This window comes from Pseudooceanicola atlanticus (assembly GCF_000768315.1).
GTDB classification, from domain to species: Bacteria; Pseudomonadota; Alphaproteobacteria; order Rhodobacterales; family Rhodobacteraceae; genus Pseudooceanicola; species Pseudooceanicola atlanticus.
The window spans coordinates 672408-689786 of sequence record NZ_AQQX01000001.1 but is presented as its reverse complement, the minus strand read 5'-3'; the positions used below and the strand labels follow the sequence as shown (position 1 = coordinate 689786).

The following is a 17379-nucleotide window of genomic DNA, read 5'->3' as shown; positions in this document are numbered from 1 at the left end:
TGCGCAGAAAAGAGGCACAGGAGACAGGTTTTGGGCGCAGCGACATCCTCGGAGACACCATATGACGTGGCGGTGATCGGCGCGGGCGTGATCGGCTGCGCCATCGCCCGTCGCTTCACCCTCGACGGGGCCCGCGTGGTTGTCCTGGAAAAGGCGCCGGACATCCTCGACGGGGCGTCCAAGGCGAACTCCGCCATCCTGCATACGGGGTTCGACGCGCCCACCGGATCGCTCGAGCTGTCCTGCGTTCAGGCCGGCCATGCCGAATACGAAACCATCCGCGAGGCGATGAACCTGCCCATCGACCGCTGCGGCGCGCTTGTCCTGGCCTGGGATGCGGCACAGGCCGACCGCCTGCCCGACCTGGTCGCCCAGGGCCAGGCCAACGGCGTCGACGACCTCGAGATGCTGACCCGCGACCAGGCCCTGGCGCTGGAGCCAAACCTGGCCCCGCATCTGCACGCCGCCTTCCGCGTCCCGCGCGAGGCGCTGATCGACCCGTGGTCCGCCCCCCATGCCTACCTCTTGCAGGCCCTGTTGAACGGGGCGGAGCTGCGCCGCAATGCCGAGGTCACGAGCGGCCATTACGACGGGGTCTGGCACCTTCAGACGCCGACGGGCCCGGTGCGCACCGCCCATGTCATCAACGCCGCCGGCAATTGGGGCGACGTGGTCGATCAGCGGCTGATCGGCGCCAGCGCCTTCACCATACGCCCCCGCAAGGGCCAGTTCGTGGTCTACGACAAGAGCGCCGCGCGCCTGGCCCGCCACATCCTGCTGCCCGTGCCCACGGACAAGACCAAGGGCATCGTCGTCTGCCGCACGATCTGGGGCAACCTTCTGGTCGGCCCCACGGCCGAGGACCAGGAGGACCGGACCACGGCCGACCTCGTTCCCGAAACGCTCCAGCAGCTGCGCGACAAGGGGGCGGAGATCCTGCCCGCCCTCGCGGCCGAGGAGATCACCACCGTCTATGCCGGACTGCGCCCCGCCTGCGAGCACAAGGATTACCAGATCAGCGCCCGCCCCGAGCAGGGCTATGTCACCGTGGGCGCGATCCGGTCCACCGGCCTCAGTTCGGCACTCGGTACGGCGGCGCATGTTGCCTCGCTGGTGACGGGCGGCTGGACGGCCCTACCCGACCCCGTTGTGCCCGAAATACCGATGCTGGCGGAAACCGAAACCCGTGACTGGCAGCGCCCCGGCAATGACGGCATCTTGTGCCATTGCGAACGCGTGACCCGGCGCGAGGCGAAGGCGGCGATGCAGGGTCCGCTCGCCCCGCAGACCGCTGCCGGGCTGAAACGCCGGACCCGAATGACCATGGGCCGCTGCCAGGGCTTTCATTGTACCGCAGCGTTCGAGGCCTGCCTGAACGGGGATGCCCCATGACGCTGCCCGACATGGTCGATGTCGCGATCATCGGCGCCGGCCCCGCCGGCCTGTCCGCCGCCCGCCACCTGGCCGAGGCCGGTATCGCCTCGGTCCACGTCTTGGAGCGGGAGGCAGAGGCCGGCGGCATCCCCCGCCATTGCCTGCATTCGCCCTTCGGCCTGCGCGAATACGGGCGCCCCATGACCGGCCCGGCCTATGCGCGGTTGAACCTGCGCCGGGCATTGAGCGCCGGGGCGCAGGTCCATACTCGCGTCACGGTCACAACCCTCGGCCCCGGCGGCGCGCTGGAGCTGTCGACGCCCGATGGCCTGCACCAATTGCGGGCCCGTGCCGTGATCCTCGCCACCGGTGCCCGCGAAACCAGCCGCGCGGCGCGGCTGATCGGCGGCACCAAGCCCGGCGGCGTGCTGACCACCGGCGCGCTGCAACCCTTGGTCCATGTGAATGGCGCACGACCCTTCCTGGCGCCCCTGATCCTCGGGACGGAGCTCGTGTCCTTCTCCGCCCTGCTGACCTGTCGCAGCGCCGGGGCAAAGCCTGTCGCCATGGTGGAACCTGGCCCCCGCATCCGCGCCCGCTGGACCGCGCCGCTCCTGCCGCGCCTGCTGGGCATTCCGGTCCTGACCGGCACCGAACTGCTGGCGATCCACGGCGGGTCGCAGGTTACCGGCGCAACCTTGCGCAACGCCACCGGCAAGACCCGGGAAATCGCCTGCGACGGTGTCGTCATCACCGGCGCCTTCCGCCCCGAAAGCGCCCTTCTGGCCGGATCGGGCTGCGACAAGGACCCGCGCAGCCTCGGCCCCGTGGTCGATCAATATGCGCGGCTGACCGACCCGGCCTATTTCGCCTGCGGCAATGCATTGCGCGGCGTCGAAACCGCCGGGGCCTGCTGGCGCGAAGGACGCCGCGTGGCCCGCAGTGTGGCGCTTGCCCTGCTGGACGGCCTGCCCGACCCCCAGGCCACCCGCACGATCCCTGCGGACACGCCCGAAGCCCCCGGCGCCCTGGCCTACGCCCTGCCCCACCGTTTGGCCCCGGACACGGCGCCGCCCGCGCTGCCGCACATGCAATTGCGGGTGACGCGGGATTACTCCGGCCCGCTGACCCTGGGCCGCGACCAGGGCCAGCTACACGCACGCCCCGATCGCCGCATACATCGCCCCCTGCCCCGCATGCCATGAAGATCCTCGCAATCGATCCAAGCACGACCTCGACCAGCGGGTTCCTCTTCGACACCGACGGCCCGGCGAACGCGGCCCGCATCTTTCACCGCGACCATCGGCAGCACTACCCGGCCCCCGGCCATGTCGAACATGACCCGGCCGAGATCCTGACCGACCTGCGCGCCGCCATCTCCGCAGGTCGCGCCGCCGGGGCCGATGCGCTGGCGCTCACCAACCAGGGCGAAAGCTGCCTCGCCTGGGATGCCGAAACCTGCGAACCGCTCTCGCCCATCCTGGTCTGGCAGGACAACCGGACAGAGGCGTTCTGCAAGGCGCTGGCCACCCACAATGCCGACGCGATCCGAACCCGCGCCGGATTGCCGGTCGAGCCCTATTTCTCCGCCCCCAAGATGCGCTGGCTGCTGGACTATCTGCCCGCCGTCCAACAGGCCCGGCAGGCGGGCCGGCTCAGGCTCGGCACAACCGATGCCTGGTTCCGCCACGTGCTGACCGGGTCCTGCGACACCGATATCGCCACGGCCTCGCGCACCTCCCTGCTGAACCTGGCGACGGGGGCGTGGGACGACACACTCTGTGCGATCTTCGCCGTGCCGATGGACACCCTGCCCCGGATCACCGCCAATACCGGCGCGCTCGGGATGGTCGACGGGCTGCGTCTGACCGCGGCCATCGTGGATCAGCAGGCGGCGATGGCGGGACACGGGCTGACCCGGCCGGGCGACACCAAGATCACCTTCGGCACCGGCGCCTTCGCCCTGACGCTTTGCGGCACGACCCCGCCATCAGGCAACGGCGGCGCGCTGCCCACCATCGCCTGGCAAGAACACGGCACACCACTGACCTATGCGCTGGATGGCGGGCTCTACACCGCGTCGGCGGCCGTGAACTGGGCGCGCGAGCTTGGCCTGTTCGGCGGGTTCGACGAGATTACCGATTTCGACGGCCCCAGTCCGATGGATAAAGGGCTGGTCTTTGTCCCGGCCCTGTCGGGCCTCGCCTGCCCGCATTGGGATCTGCGCGCGCGCGGCTCATGGCTGGGCCTGTCGCTCGACACCAGCCGGGCCGACATGATGCGAGCCCTGCTGGACGGGATCGCCTACCGAACGGACCAAATGCTGAGGGCCATGGCCTGCGACCAGCCGCTGAGCGACCCGATCCGCATCGATGGCGGCATGTCAGCCAATCCGTGGTTCTGCCAGGCGCTGGCCGATATCACCGGTCGCCAGATCGCGGTCAGCGCCCTGCCCGACCTGACCGCCTTCGGCGCAGCACGGCTGGCCGCGCGGCACATGGGCCAGGACCTGCCCGCCCCGGCGCTCCCGCACTGCTTCGCCCCCGATCCCGCGGCCCGCCCCGACCCGGACCGTTTTGCCGCTGCCTGCGACCTCGTCAGCCACTGGGCCGACACGGTCACACAATAGCAGTCGCACCGTTTCGCGACGGGGGCTCTGCCCCCGACATCGGTCTGCACAGATTGAAATCGCGCGCCCGCCCCCGGAGTATTTCCGGCAAGATGAAGAGAGGATCCCAAGCTTCATCTTGCCCAAAATACTCTCGCCGGCAGGCGAAATCCGCGTCTTTTGGTGCAACGCGTGAAATCCCGCTGTCGCGACGGCGTCGATGGACTTTCACGGCGGTCAACCGGATACTCTGCCTGACAGATCAGAGGGAGCCGCCAGAATGACCATCCATATCGGAGCCGAACCGGGACAGATCGCAGAGACCGTGCTGATGCCCGGCGACCCCTACCGCGCCAAATGGGCGGCGGAGACCTTCCTGGAAGGGGCCGAACTGGTGAACGAAGTGCGCGGGATGCTGGGCTTTACCGGCACCTGGAAAGGCCACCGCGTCACCATCCAGGGATCGGGGATGGGCATGCCCTCCCTGTCGATCTACGCCAACGAGCTGATCCGCGATTACGGCGCCAAGACGCTGATCCGGATCGGGTCCTGCGGCGCGATGCAGGAAAAGGTGGCGATCCGCGACGTGATCCTGGCCATGTCCGCGACCTCGATCTCGACCCCGTCGCTGAGTTTCTTCAAGGAGGTAAACTTTGCCCCGACCGCCGATTTCGACCTGCTGCGCAAGGCCTGGGACGCGGCACAGGCCAAGGGGATCACCACCCATACCGGCGGCATCTATTCCGCCGATGTCTTCTATGCCGAACGCCCCGACCTCGACGAGGTGATGGAGCGCCACGGCATCCTCGCCGTCGAGATGGAGGCGGCTGAGCTCTACACACTCGCGGCCCGGTTCGGGGTGCGGGCGCTGGCCGTGCTGACCGTGTCGGATCATCTAAAAACCCATGAAGCGCTGCCCTCCTCGGACCGCGAGAAAAGCTTTGGCGACATGGTCGAGATCGCGCTGGAGGCGGCTTTCGCATGAGCTTCAAACAGGTTGAACTGGGACGCAACGGCCCTAAAATCGCCCAGCTGGGCTTCGGCGCGATGTCCTTTGCCGGGTTCTTCGGACCAACGGATGAAGAGACCTCTCTCGCCACGCTGGACGCGGCGATCAAGGCCGGGATCAATTTCTGGGACACCGCGAACATCTACGGGATGGGCGTGTCGGAAACGGTGATCGGCAAGTACCTGGCGGCCGAAAAGCCCGATATCGTGCTGGCCACCAAGGGCGGCATCGTGCCGGGCCCGCCGCGCGCCATCGACAATTCCGCCTCGCATCTGCGCGAAGAGCTGGAGAAATCCCTGACCAAGCTGCAGGTGGACCGCGTCGACCTGTACTACATCCACCGCCACGAACCCGGCCGCCCGATCGAGGAGGTCGTGGAAACCCTCGCCGGCTTCATCGAGGAAGGGCTGATCGGCGGCTACGGCCTGTCGGAAGTCATGCCCGGCACCCTGCGCCGCGCCCATGCGATCCATCCCTGCCGCGCCGTGCAGAACGAATATTCGCTGTGGACGCGCCTGCCGGAACTGGGCCTGATCGACACCTGCGCGGAGCTTGGCACGGCCTTTGTCGCCTTCTCGCCGCTGGCGCGGGGGATGATCGGCGAAACCTCGGTCGATCCGGCGCAGATGTCGGAACGGGACTGGCGCCGCGTGAACCCCCGGTTCGAAGAGCCGAATTACAGTTACAACCTGGCCGCCATCGACGCCTTCCGCGACTATGCCCGGTCGAAGGGCTGGAAGACGGCGGCGCTGGCCCTGGCCTGGGTGATGCAGCGCGGCGATCATGTAATCCCGATACCCGGCACCCGGACGGCGGCGCACCTTTCGGAATGGCAGGGGGCGGCGGAGATCACGCTGGGCCCCGATGAACTGGCCGAGATCGCGGCGATCCTGCCCGCGGGCTTTGCCCATGGCGACCGCTATTCCGATGCGCAGATGATGGGCGTCGAACGCTATTGCTGAGCCTTGCGCCGGGCCTGCGGGTCCGGCGCGGAATCGCGCGACCTCAGCCGTCCTTTTCGGGCGGGCCCGCGTCGGATGTCGCCTTGTCGCGGTGGAACCAGCCGCTGCCCTCTGGGCCGTACCATTCCTCGTTCCGCGTCGCGAACATGGTGGCGGCCAGCGCCAGGAAGGCCAGTGTCGATCCGGCCAGCAACGCGTAATCGGTGCTGCGCAGGATCAGGTAGAGCACCGCGTAGACCAACACCAGCAGCGCGCCCAGCACCAGGGATCGCCGCCCCAGGCCCAGCCCTGCCCAGCCGAAGAGCGTCAGCAGCAGCGTCACCGCACCGGCGGCCAACAGGTAGGCCGGGCCGAAACCGATCTGTTCGGCATAGGACACCATCAGCAGCACGAAGGTGGCCTGCACCAGCCCGATCAGCAGGTATTGCACCGGGTGCACCGGCTTGTCGCGGCCCCGGTCGATCAGCAGCACGGTCAGGAAGGTCAGCGCGATATAGAGGATGCCGTAGCGCGCCGCGCGAAAGGCCTTCTGGTAGAAATCGTTGGGCTCGAAGTATTCGACACCGAAGCTCATGAACCGCCGGGTTTCGTCGTGAAAATCGTCCCGCGTCATCTGCGGCAAGGTGCGCGCCAGGTGCGGGATCGTCCATTCGGCGGAAAATCCGTCTTCGTCGATCTCGGACTGGTCGGGCAGGAAGGCCCCCTGGAAGGACGGATCGGGCCAGTCAGACCGCATCCGCACCGTCGTGTCCCGCCCCACCGGCGTCACGAAAAGCTGCGAGGCCCCGTTGAGACCCAGCTGAAGCTCGAACCCGCCCTGGTCACGCGGATCGCCGACCTGCGCGACGATGCCCGGGGTACGGGCATCGGGGTTGGGCTCCAGCGCGATTTCTTCGCCGGCGCGGGTCAGGCGCGCCTCGCCGCGCAGGGCGGCGTTGCTGGACAGGAAGACCTCGATCCGGGCGCGGTCCCAAAGCAGCTCCTCGTCGTTGCCCAGAAGCGGCGCGGCGCCGTCGGTGTCGAAGCCGAACTGCGCCAGCAGACGCGCGCGATAGACCGGCGCGGTAAAGATGCCGCGGTGACGCAACTCCGTCTCGCTGTCGATCTCGATCAGGTAATCGGTGGGATAGAGGATCAGCGGCGCGCGGTTCACGCTGACCCGTTCCGTGATGCTCTGTTGCCGGGGCTGGGCGGTTTCGGGGTCGATCACCGCGCGACCCGTCGACGGATCGACCATGTCGCGCTGTGTGACGCGGTCGACCTCGGCGCGAACGGGGATCGACAGGCGCGGGCCCGAGATCGTCTGCTCGCCGCCCCATTGCGCACCGATTTGCCGGATCGTCTCGCGCGAGAGGCTGCGCCGGTCGCCGACGACCTCGGCGACGAAGAAAAGCGGGATGAACATCAACAGGATGAGCAGCCCCACAATCAGGAACCGCGTGCCCAGACCCTTGCGCATGATACCCCTCCTCGCCTCGGTACGACCGCCGCATCATAGGCCCGTCAGGGCCCGCGTGTCATCGCCTCATCGCGTGACAAAGGGTGTCACGGGGTCAGAGCCCGTGACTACCCGAATAGCCGTTGCGCGGCGAGCTTTGCCATCCCTCCAGCGCGCCCTCCTGCGGGGCGAAGACCTCGATCAGCAGGGGATGGCAGGCAGCAGCGTCCGAGGAATGCTCGGACGAACAATCGCCCCCCGGACAGGCCGACAGCGCGCCCAGCAGGTCGATCTCGGCGAAGAATTCCAGGTAATCGCCGGGGCGCACGGGGCTGGCCTTCATGAAATACTGACCGGTATCCTGGGTGAAACCGGTGCACATGAAGACGTTGAGAACGTCATGGACCAGCTCGGCCGCCTCGCCCACGCGCACGCCCTGGGCACGGGCATAGGCGCGGGTCAGGTTCGAATGGCAGCAATGGTGGTAATCCTCGCCGCTCAGCAGGTGGTGTGTATGCGGATCGCAGCGGGTGCCGATCACGTCATGTACGCGCCCGCCGAAGGCATCCGCGCCGTACCAGGCCAAAGTATCGTCGATGATCGTGGCCATGGGGCGGAGATGGGGAAAATTGCTCCACATCCGGTGGCCGTTCGTCAGGTGCGTGCCGTGCAACGCGCGGGTCTTGCCGGAATAGAACCGTTCGCCCGGGTCGTGCAGGTTCCACAGGTTCAGGTCGCCGACCTGCGGGCCTTCGACGCTGGTGATGCGGAAGAACTGACCGGCCTGCACGCGGAACGCCGCGGCCTCCCGCGGTTCCGCGATGACCTCGTCGATCTTGACCGCCCCGGCCCGCGCCGCGCGGTACAGCACCAGGTCGGGTTGGGGCAGCGTGTCGGTCGGGTAGCAGATCACCGGGGGCACGGCGCGGCGGGCCTCGGCATCGGGCGGAAGGGCCATGGGCAGGTCGTCATTGGTCATGCGCTCACAATGTCCTCAACGGGTCGGGCGTGCAAAGGGATTGTACCTTCCGCCCGTAAAGTGTCTGTTCTGGTCAGCAACAGGACCCCGAGAGAAAGGCACATCATGAGTGACCCGACCTACACCCCGCCCGACGTCTGGACATGGGACAAGGAAAGCGGCGGCCGTTTCGCCAGCATCAACCGCCCGATCGCCGGCGCGACCCATGACAAGGACCTGCCGGTCGGCAAGCATCCGTTTCAGCTCTATTCCCTGGCCACGCCCAACGGCCAGAAGGTCACCATCATGCTGGAGGAGCTTCTGGCCGCCGGTCACGACGCGGAATACGATGCCTGGCTGATCAATATCGGCGAAGGCGACCAGTTCGGTTCGGGCTTCGTGGACGCCAACCCGAACTCCAAGATCCCGGCCATGGTGGATCATTCCGGTGACACGCCCCAGCGGGTCTTCGAATCCGGCAACATCCTGTTCTACCTGGCGGAAAAGTTCGGGGCCTTCCTGCCGACCGACCACGCCGCCCGGACCGAGGCAATGAACTGGCTGTTCTGGCTGCAGGGCTCCGCCCCCTATCTCGGCGGCGGGTTCGGCCATTTCTACGCCTATGCCCCCGAGAAGTTCGAATACCCGATCAACCGCTTCGCAATGGAGGTCAAGCGCCAGCTGGACCTGCTGGACAAGCGCCTGGCCGACAACGAATTCCTCAGCGGATCGGACTATTCCATCGCCGACATGGCCACCGTGCCGTGGTACGGGCGCATGGTCACGACCGGCGCCTATGACGCGGCGGAATTCCTTTCGGTGCACGAATACAAGAACGTCATCCGCTGGGCCGAGGCGATCTTCGACCGCCCTGCCGTCAAGCGCGGCCGCATGGTCAACGCCGTCTCGGGTGAGCCATCCGAACAGCTGCGCGAACGCCACGACGCGTCGGATTTCGAGACCCGGACCCAGGACAAGCTGGAAGACTGAGATCTGCGCGCGGCCATGTCGCATACCGACACGGCCGCGCCCATCTATGCTGATGGCGCCCGGAACAACCCTTGCAGGTTTCCCATGCCTCAGCGCACCGACGTGCCACCCGGCACCCTGATTGCCGCCCAATCCGAACGGATTGGCGGGTTTGCCGACACCTTCGTCACCCGCGTGCCCGGACAGGTGCCATTGTCGGATTACGTCGCGGCCTTCTATACCAGCCCCGTCTTCAAGGCCGAACGCCTGATCCTGCGGCTGGCCGGCCATCCTTCGACGGACGACGATGCCATCGCCGTGGCGCAAGGGACGAAAGACAGGTTCGCCATCTGGCGCGACCCGATACGGACCCAAACGGAACTGCTGATGCAGGAGGCCTCGGGCGCCACTGCGTCGTGGTTCATGGTGGAGCCGGGGTCGGAAGAAACCACGCTCTATTTCGGATCTCACGTGCGCCCCAGGGCGGATGGCTCCGGAATGCCGTTTCTCTTCAAGGTGCTCGCAGGCTTTCACAATGTTTATTCGCACGCGCTGCTGTCTGCTGCGGCGCGCCGCCTGCGCGCCATGTGAAAAAGGCGCGGGACGTTACCATCCCGCGCCTTCCTCACTGACGCGATCCTCCGCCTCCCCCGGCGGGGTTCAAGCGCGGATCAGATCACCACGACGTCCAGCGGCGGGAAGCCGTTGAAGCCGATCGACGCATAGGTCGAGGTGTAGGCGCCGCAGTTCCGGATCAGGAAGCGGTCACCGGATTTCAGGCCCAGCGGCAGTTCCACGGGACGCTTTTCGTACAGGACGTCAGCGCTGTCGCAGGATGGACCGGCCAGGATGCAGGGGCCCATGGCTTCGTGATCGCGGTCGGTCGTGAACTGGTAGCGGATCGCCTCGTCCATGGTTTCGGCCAGGCCCGAAAACTTGCCGATATCCAGGTAGACCCAGCGGTGCAGGTCGTTGTCGGATTTCTTCGACACCAGCAGCACTTCGGCGGCGATCATGCCGGCCTCTGCGACCAGGCCACGGCCCGGCTCTGCCATCACGTGGGCGACATCGCCGAAACGGGCTTCGATCAGTTCCATGACCTTGCGGGCATAGGGGGTCGGGCCTTCGATTTCTTCGCCGTAATAGGCCGGGAAACCGCCGCCGATGTTGAGCAGGGACAGGTCGTGGCCAGCCTCTTTCGCGGCTTTCCAGACGGCCGCAACCTGGTCCAGCGTCGTGGTCCACATGGTGGCGCGTTTGGTCTGCGATCCGACATGGAACGAGAACCCGACCGGGTCGAGGCCCAGATCGCGGGCCATGTCCAGCAGGGCAATCGCCTTGTCACGGGCGCAGCCGAACTTGCGCGACAGCGGCCAGTCCGCTTCGGAGGCGTCGACGATCAGGCGGATGTAGACCTGCGCGCCGGGGGCGAATTCCGCGATCTTCTCCAGCTCTTCTTCCGCGTCGGCGGCAAAGAGGGTGACACCGGCGTGGAAGGCGAACTCGATGTCGCGCACCTTTTTCACGGTGTTGCCAAAGGAGATGTGGTCGGGACGCGCGCCCAGCGACAGGCAGAGCTCGATTTCCGCACGCGATGCCGCGTCGAAGCCGGAGCCGAGATCGACCAGGCGTTCGATGATTTCACGGGCCGGGTTGGCCTTCACGGCATAGTGGATGCGGGCATGACCCAGGCCGGTCTTCAGGGCGTGGTACTGCTCTTCGACGCGGTCGACATCCAGCACGAGGGTCGGACGGTCGAAGGTGTTTGCACGGATGAAGGTTTCGATACGGGACGCACGTGCAACAGCACCGCGCGCCGAGAAATCGGCTACGTAAGCGTTCATGGTCATCTCCAATAGACCCGGCCATATATGGCCGCTCAGTTCCAAGGGAGACGTTACCGTCGCTACGTAACCATAGGGGTTGAAACCCTTACGACAGAGGCGCGTGCGTTGGCGTCTGGTAAATCCGCATATCGGGCCAAACGTTGAGTCGCGCAAGTAGGAAAATTCGGCCGATTGAAAATAATTTCGCGGCGCTCGCCGGGGTGGCCAAAGTGTTGCCGGGCGGACTCTAATCGCGCTCCCGGAGACGCGAAACCCCTGCCCGCCGGTCGCGGTGCAGGGGTCTGATACGCAGGGTCTGACCTGTGAAGGCGGCTCAGGCGGCCTTTTCGTAGGGCAGGTATTCCGCGGCCTTTTCACCAACTTCGGTGGCGGTCACGGGCGCGGGCGTGAAATACTCGTAGGCGACGTTGACGGCGTCGAGAGCGGCCTGCATGCGGCGAAGCTCTTCACGGGTGGGTTTTGCGATCTTTTCCATAAGGTGCCTCTAAAGCGTTAAGGCCCCTCCCTGCCGCGCAAAATGCGCCTGATTGCCGCTTGCGTCATCCCACAATCGGACAATGCCGCATTGCAGCATCGGCATGTCTCACGCCTCGCGCCCCGCCGCGCGGCCGGAAAAGATGCAACCGCCCAAAAAGGTGCCCTCCAGCGCGTTGTAGCCGTGGTAGCCGCCGCCGCCGAAGCCCGCGACCTCTCCGGCGGCAAAGACGCCGTCGATCACCGCGCCCTGCCCGTCCAGCACCCGCGCCTTCACATCCGTGTGCAGCCCGCCCAGCGACTTCCGCGTCAGGATGTTCAGCCGCACCGCGATCAGTGGCCCGGCGGCCGGATCGAGGATGCGATGCGGCTTCGCCGTGCGCACCAGCCGGTCCCCGCGATAGGCCCGCGCGACCCGGATCGCCGTGACCTGCGCATCCTTCGCGAACGGGTTGTCGATCTGGCGGTCGCGCGCCTCGACCTGCCGGGCAACGTGGCCCGGGTCCAGCGGCGCGTCCGGCGTGATCCGGTTCATGCCCGCGACAAGGTCCCCGATCGTGTCGGCGACGACGAAATCCTCGCCCTTGTCCTTGAACGCCTCCACCGGCCCTGGCGCGCCCTTGCCCAGCCGGTTCTTCAGCACTTCGCGCCACTTGCCCGAGGTGAAATCGGGGTTCTGCTCGGACCCGGACAGCGCGAATTCCTTTTCGATGATCTTCTGAGTCAGGATGAACCAGCTGTGCTCGTGCCCCGTCGACAGGATGCGTTTCAGCGTGGCCAGCGTGTCGAAGCCCGGCAGGCAGGGTGCCTCCATCCGCTGCCCCTTGGCATCGAGCCAGATCGAGGACGGCCCCGGCAGAATGCGGATGCCGTGATTGGGCCAGATCGGGTCCCAGTTGCGGATGCCTTCGCAGTAATGCCACATCCGGTCGGTGTTGATCAGGCCCGCGCCGGCCTGCTCCGCGACCTCCTGCAATTGCCCGTCCACGTAATCCGGTACACCCGAGACCATGCGCTTCGGCGGCTGGCCCAGCCGGTCGACGGGCCATAGATGACGGACCTTGTCGTGGTCCCCGCCAATACCGCCCGTCGTCAGGACAAGGCTTTCCGCCTCCGCCTCGAAGACGCTGGTGATCTCGCGCGAGGTCGAGGCACCGCGCACCGCCTCTGTCTCGGCCAGGATGTCGCCGGTGATGCCCCGCGCTGTCAGGTCCAACCCGGTGACGCGGTGGCGGAAGGCGGTCCTGATCTGCCCGGTCGCCATATGCGCACGGACCTGTTTTTCGAAAGGGGCCACGACGCCCGGCCCGGTGCCCCATGTCAGGTGAAAGCGCGGCACGGAATTGCCGTGCCCGTCGGCCCGTGCCCCGCCCCGTTCGGCCCAGCCGACGACCGGGAACCAGCGCATGCCCAGCCCGTGCAGCCAACTCCGCATCTCTCCGGCGGCGAAGTCGAGGTAGGCCTCGGCCACCTGCCGCGGGTTGTCATCCTCGGGCCGGTCGAACCCCGCCGACCCCATCCAGTCCTGCGCGGCAAGCTCCGCGCTGTCGCGGATGCCCATCCGGCGCTGTTCCGGCGTATCGACCATGAAAAGCCCGCCCAGCGACCAGAAGGCCTGCCCGCCCAGGCTCTGTTCCCCTTCCTGGTCGATCAGAAGCACCTTGCGCCCCCTGTCGGCGGCGGTCGCGGCGGCCACCAGCCCCGCGAGGCCGGCCCCGATGACGATGACATCGGCCTTGTAGCTCTGCGTCATGTGAAATCCTCCCTGTCCGGGAGCGTAGTCCGGCGCGTGCAGCTCTGCAAAGCCGGGGCGTTGCGTCATGCCCGGGGGCAAGCCGTGCGGGGGCGTCGCAACTCCGATGGCGACAGCCCAATAAAAAAGGCCCCGCCAGATGGCGAGGCCCTTTCCGATATCAGTGACGGATCACACGGTCCGTTCGACCATCATCTGCTTGATATGCGAGATCGCCGCGGCCGGGTTCAGGCCTTTCGGGCAGGTCTTCGCGCAGTTCATGATCGTGTGGCAGCGATAGAGTTTGAAGGGATCTTCCAGGTCATCCAGCCGCTCGCCCGTGGCTTCATCGCGCGAGTCGATGATCCAGCGATAGGCGTGCAGCAGCGCGGCCGGTCCAAGGTACCGGTCGCCGTTCCACCAGTAGGACGGGCAGGACGTCGAGCACGATGCGCACATCACGCATTCATACAGGCCGTCCAGCTTCTTGCGGTCCTCGATGGACTGCTTCCATTCCTTCGCGGGGCGGTTGGTCTTGGTTTCCAGCCACGGCATGATCGAGGCGTGCTGCGCATAGAAATGCGTCAGGTCGGGGATCAGGTCCTTCACCACCGGCATGTGCGGCAGCGGGTAGATCGTCACGTCGCCCTTGATCTCGTCCAGACCGTAGATGCAAGCCAGCGTGTTGATCCCGTCGATCATCATCGCGCAGGACCCACAGATGCCTTCACGGCAGGACCGGCGGAAGGTCAGGGTCGGATCGATCTCGTTCTTGATCTTGATCAGCGCGTCCAGAACCATCGGGCCGCACTTGTCCATGTCCAGGAAATACGTGTCGACCCGCGGGTTTTCCCCGTCATCGGGGTTCCAGCGGTAGATCTTGAACTTGCGGACATTGGTCGCGCCATCCGGCTTGGGCCATGTCTTGCCCGTCTTGATGCGCGAGTTCTTGGGGAGTGTCAGTTGTACCATGAAGTCCTCCTTAGAACGTCCGCGCCTTGGGCGCGATCCGCTTGAGTTCGATGCCACCCTCTGCTTCCGTCGACAGCGGGTCGGTGATGACCGGGCGGTAGCTCAGGTCGACCTTCGCATCCTCGACGCGGCTGATCGTGTGGACACGCCAGTTTTCGTCGTCACGCTCGGAATGATCCTCGTGGGCATGGGCACCACGGCTTTCCTTGCGGGCCTCTGCGCCATAGATCGTCGCCAGGGCGTTCGGCATCAGGTTGGTCAGCTCCAGCGTCTCCATCAGGTCGGAGTTCCAGATCAGCGACCGGTCGGTGACCTTCAGATCGCCCATCTTGCCGGCGATCTCGGTCATCTTGGTCACGCCTTCCTCCAGCGTCTTCGACTCGCGGAAGACGGCGGCGTCGGACTGCATGGTGCGCTGCATCTCGAGCCGCAGGTCCGCGGTCGGGATGGAGCCCTTGGCATTGCGCAGCCCGTCGAACCGGTCGAACGCCTTGTCGACGGAGGCCTGGTTGGCCTCGGGAACGGCCGTTTCGGGATCGACGACCTTGCCCGCCTTGATCGCGGCGGCGCGGCCGAAGACCACGAGGTCGATCAGCGAGTTGGAACCGAGACGGTTCGCCCCGTGCACCGACGCACAGCCCGCCTCGCCCACGGCCATCAGGCCCGGCACGATGGCGTTCGGGTCGTCCTTGGTCGGGTTCAGCACCTCGCCCCAGTAGTTGGTGGGGATGCCGCCCATGTTGTAGTGAACCGTCGGCAGAACCGGGATCGGTTCCTTCGTCACGTCGACACCGGCAAAGATCTTGGCCGATTCCGAGATGCCCGGCAGACGTTCCGCCAGCGCTTCGGCGGGCAGGTGCGACAGGTTCAGGTGGATGTGGTCGCCATGTTCGCCGACACCGCGGCCTTCGCGGATCTCCATGGTCATGGAGCGGCTGACGTAGTCGCGGGGCGCGAGGTCCTTGTACTGGGGCGCGTAACGCTCCATGAACCGCTCGCCTTCGGAGTTGGTCAGATAGCCGCCCTCGCCCCGTGCGCCTTCGGTGATGAGGCAGCCGGAGCCGTAGATGCCGGTCGGGTGGAACTGCACGAATTCCATGTCCTGCAGCGGCAGGCCCGCACGGGCCACCATGCCGCCACCGTCACCGGTGCAGGTATGGGCCGACGTGGCCGAGAAATACGCGCGGCCATAGCCGCCGGTGGCCAGCACGACCATCTTGGCGCGGAAGACGTGGAACGTCCCGTCATCCAGCTTCCAGCAGACGACACCGGTGCAGACGCCGTCTTCGGACATGATCAGGTCGACGGCGAAATACTCGATGTAGAATTCCGCGTTGTTCTTCAGCGACTGGCCGTAGAGCGTGTGCAGGATCGCGTGGCCGGTCCGGTCGGCGGCGGCACAGGTCCGCTGCACGGCGGGGCCTTCGCCGAATTCGGTGGTGTGACCGCCGAAGGGACGCTGGTAGATCTTGCCCTCTTCGGTCCGCGAGAAGGGCACGCCGTAATGTTCCAGCTCGTAGACGGCCTTGGGCGCTTCACGGGCGAGGTATTCCATCGCATCCGTGTCGCCAAGCCAGTCGGAGCCCTTGACGGTGTCGTACATGTGCCACTGCCAGTGGTCGGGGCCCATGTTCGACAGCGACGCCGCGATGCCGCCCTGGGCAGCCACAGTGTGAGAGCGGGTCGGGAACACCTTGGTCACACATGCCGTGCGCAGCCCCTGTTCCGCCATGCCGAGCGTGGCGCGCAGGCCGGCGCCGCCGGCGCCCACCACGACCACGTCGTATTCATGCGTTTCGTATTCGTAAGCAGCCATTGGTTACCTCGGACTTTGGGGGCCTTACAGCGCCAGCCGGATCAGGGAGAAGACCGCAAAGGCGGCGATCGCATAGGACAGGATCGTCACGCCGATGATGGTCAGGCGGCCGGTCAGGCCGTGCACGTAATCCTCGATGGCCATCTGGGCGCCATTCTTGAAATGCGCCATGCCGACGATGAAGGTCAGCGCGGCGATGACCGCCGGGAAGGGACGGGAATAATAGGCGACGACCTCTTCGTAGGGGGCGCCGATGATCCAGCCGGTGGTGAAGACGAAGAGCGGCACCAGGATCAGCAGGGCGATCGAGGAGACCTGCATGGACCAGTGATGTTCGGTCCCGGTCTTGGAAGCGCCCATGCCGGTGGCGCGCTTGCGGTCGGTGAGAAAACGCATGGGGCAGGCTCCTCAGACGATGATGGCGGTCAGAAGGGTCAGGACGATCGACCCGCCGATGATGACCCAGCCGAGCTTGTCGGCGGTTTCCACATCCAGGCAATAGCCGTTGTCCCACAGCAGGTGCCGGATGCCGGCGAGGCTGTGATACCACAGGCCCAGCACCGAGAAGAACATGATCACGTCGCCGATGAAGCTTGTGATCACGAAATCCGCCACGGCGAAATATTCCGGTCCCGACCCTGCGGCCAGAAGCCACCAGGCGATCAGGATGGCCGCGACGATCATCGCATTGCCGCTGATCCGGGTCAGAATGGACGTGACGGAGTTGAGCTGAGGCCGGTAATATTGCCCCAACATGAACGGCGAGAGCGGGCGGTTGCCCCGGTTCACATCGGCCATGAAATCCCCTTTCGGTTTCCCTTGAGGGTGTTTCTAGCGGAATTTGTGACGTTGTCATCCATTTGAAAGACGGAATTGGCGCTTTTCGGCAGAACGGACGGCTTGTCGCAACCTCTGTGATCACAAATTCCATCGCAGTGATCACACTTGGCGGTCATTTGCTCGCCGAACCCCGCGACTCAGTATAACCTGACAAAATCACTGGGTTTTTCTTTGTTCCCAAGGCCTCTCCCGGGAAGTGCGCCTGCGGCGCGTTCGATTTTATCTTGCTCGGGCCGCAAGGGCCCTCAAGGGCGCTGCCCTTGAGAATCCCGGAGTATTTCCGGCAAGATGAAGATCAGGGCGCTTGGTCGGGGCGTGGACATGCGAAGGGCGGCCGAAAAGCCGCCCTTCAATAAAATAGTATGCGCCGCAGGCGCGCC

The 17379-nt window shown here is 66.0% G+C and carries 16 protein-coding genes; 7 read left to right on the top strand and 9 right to left on the bottom strand.

The window, feature by feature from the left end:
* The first annotated feature begins 30 nt into the window (after positions 1–30).
* The 5 genes from ATO9_RS03405 to ATO9_RS03385 all read left to right on the top strand — a co-directional run bounded on the left by ATO9_RS03405 (position 31) and on the right by ATO9_RS03385 (position 5953).
* Entirely contained in the window at positions 31–1392 is a 1362-nt protein-coding gene (locus tag ATO9_RS03405; protein WP_052418067.1) for an NAD(P)/FAD-dependent oxidoreductase, read from the top strand.
* The gene (locus tag ATO9_RS03400; protein WP_052418066.1) at positions 1389–2579 is read left to right on the top strand and encodes an NAD(P)/FAD-dependent oxidoreductase; all 1191 of its coding nucleotides are present in this window, start codon (positions 1389–1391) and stop codon (positions 2577–2579) included. The genes ATO9_RS03405 and ATO9_RS03400 overlap by 4 nt, the downstream gene beginning before the upstream one ends.
* Complete coding sequence (locus tag ATO9_RS03395) at positions 2576–4003, top strand: FGGY family carbohydrate kinase (protein WP_052418065.1); 1428 nt, start codon at positions 2576–2578, stop codon at positions 4001–4003. Before ATO9_RS03400 ends, ATO9_RS03395 begins: the two co-directional genes overlap by 4 nt.
* A gap of 259 nt (positions 4004–4262) precedes the next feature.
* Positions 4263–4967 carry a purine-nucleoside phosphorylase gene (gene deoD, locus ATO9_RS03390; RefSeq protein ID WP_043744977.1) on the top strand — a complete coding sequence of 235 codons (705 nt, stop codon included), beginning with the start codon at positions 4263–4265 and terminating at the stop codon, positions 4965–4967.
* Positions 4964–5953 (top strand): aldo/keto reductase, encoded by a 990-nt coding sequence (locus ATO9_RS03385; protein ID WP_043744975.1) that lies wholly within the window; start codon positions 4964–4966, stop codon positions 5951–5953. Before deoD ends, ATO9_RS03385 begins: the two co-directional genes overlap by 4 nt.
* Before the next feature lie 43 nt (positions 5954–5996).
* Here ATO9_RS03385 and creD read toward each other — a convergent pair whose 3' ends face one another.
* Both creD and ATO9_RS03375 read right to left on the bottom strand, forming a co-directional pair.
* Positions 5997–7412: a cell envelope integrity protein CreD gene (gene creD / locus ATO9_RS03380; protein ID WP_043744970.1), complete on the bottom strand. Its 1416-nt coding sequence runs from the start codon at positions 7410–7412 to the stop codon at positions 5997–5999.
* A 94-nt stretch (positions 7413–7506) separates the two neighbouring features.
* The gene (locus ATO9_RS03375; RefSeq protein WP_081979422.1) at positions 7507–8370 is read right to left on the bottom strand and encodes an urea carboxylase-associated family protein; all 864 of its coding nucleotides are present in this window, start codon (positions 8368–8370) and stop codon (positions 7507–7509) included.
* A 105-nt stretch (positions 8371–8475) separates the two neighbouring features.
* On the opposite strand from ATO9_RS03375, the gene yghU reads away from it, so the two are divergent.
* Both yghU and ATO9_RS03365 read left to right on the top strand, forming a co-directional pair.
* Entirely contained in the window at positions 8476–9339 is an 864-nt protein-coding gene (gene yghU / locus ATO9_RS03370; protein WP_043744967.1) for a glutathione-dependent disulfide-bond oxidoreductase, read from the top strand.
* Between the two features lie 84 nt (positions 9340–9423).
* The gene (locus ATO9_RS03365) at positions 9424–9909 is read left to right on the top strand and encodes a hypothetical protein (protein ID WP_156127758.1); all 486 of its coding nucleotides are present in this window, start codon (positions 9424–9426) and stop codon (positions 9907–9909) included.
* Between the two features lie 80 nt (positions 9910–9989).
* Here ATO9_RS03365 and ATO9_RS03360 read toward each other — a convergent pair whose 3' ends face one another.
* From ATO9_RS03360 to sdhC, 7 genes are all read right to left on the bottom strand, one after another.
* Positions 9990–11162 (bottom strand): type III PLP-dependent enzyme, encoded by a 1173-nt coding sequence (locus ATO9_RS03360; protein WP_043745628.1) that lies wholly within the window; start codon positions 11160–11162, stop codon positions 9990–9992.
* Between the two features lie 316 nt (positions 11163–11478).
* Positions 11479–11640, bottom strand: a complete 162-nt coding sequence (locus tag ATO9_RS24165; RefSeq protein WP_156127756.1) for a hypothetical protein — start codon at positions 11638–11640, stop codon at positions 11479–11481.
* Between the two features lie 108 nt (positions 11641–11748).
* Positions 11749–13392: an FAD-binding dehydrogenase gene (locus ATO9_RS03355; protein WP_043744964.1), complete on the bottom strand. Its 1644-nt coding sequence runs from the start codon at positions 13390–13392 to the stop codon at positions 11749–11751.
* Positions 13393–13563: 171 nt separating this feature from the next.
* Entirely contained in the window at positions 13564–14343 is a 780-nt protein-coding gene (locus ATO9_RS03350) for a succinate dehydrogenase iron-sulfur subunit (RefSeq protein WP_043744961.1), read from the bottom strand.
* A 10-nt stretch (positions 14344–14353) separates the two neighbouring features.
* Positions 14354–16159, bottom strand: a complete 1806-nt coding sequence (gene sdhA / locus ATO9_RS03345; protein WP_043744958.1) for a succinate dehydrogenase flavoprotein subunit — start codon at positions 16157–16159, stop codon at positions 14354–14356.
* Between the two features lie 24 nt (positions 16160–16183).
* Complete coding sequence (gene sdhD, locus ATO9_RS03340; RefSeq protein WP_043744954.1) at positions 16184–16555, bottom strand: succinate dehydrogenase, hydrophobic membrane anchor protein; 372 nt, start codon at positions 16553–16555, stop codon at positions 16184–16186.
* A 12-nt stretch (positions 16556–16567) separates the two neighbouring features.
* Positions 16568–16957 carry a succinate dehydrogenase, cytochrome b556 subunit gene (sdhC, locus tag ATO9_RS03335; RefSeq protein ID WP_043744952.1) on the bottom strand — a complete coding sequence of 130 codons (390 nt, stop codon included), beginning with the start codon at positions 16955–16957 and terminating at the stop codon, positions 16568–16570.
* Positions 16958–17379 lie beyond the last annotated feature (422 nt).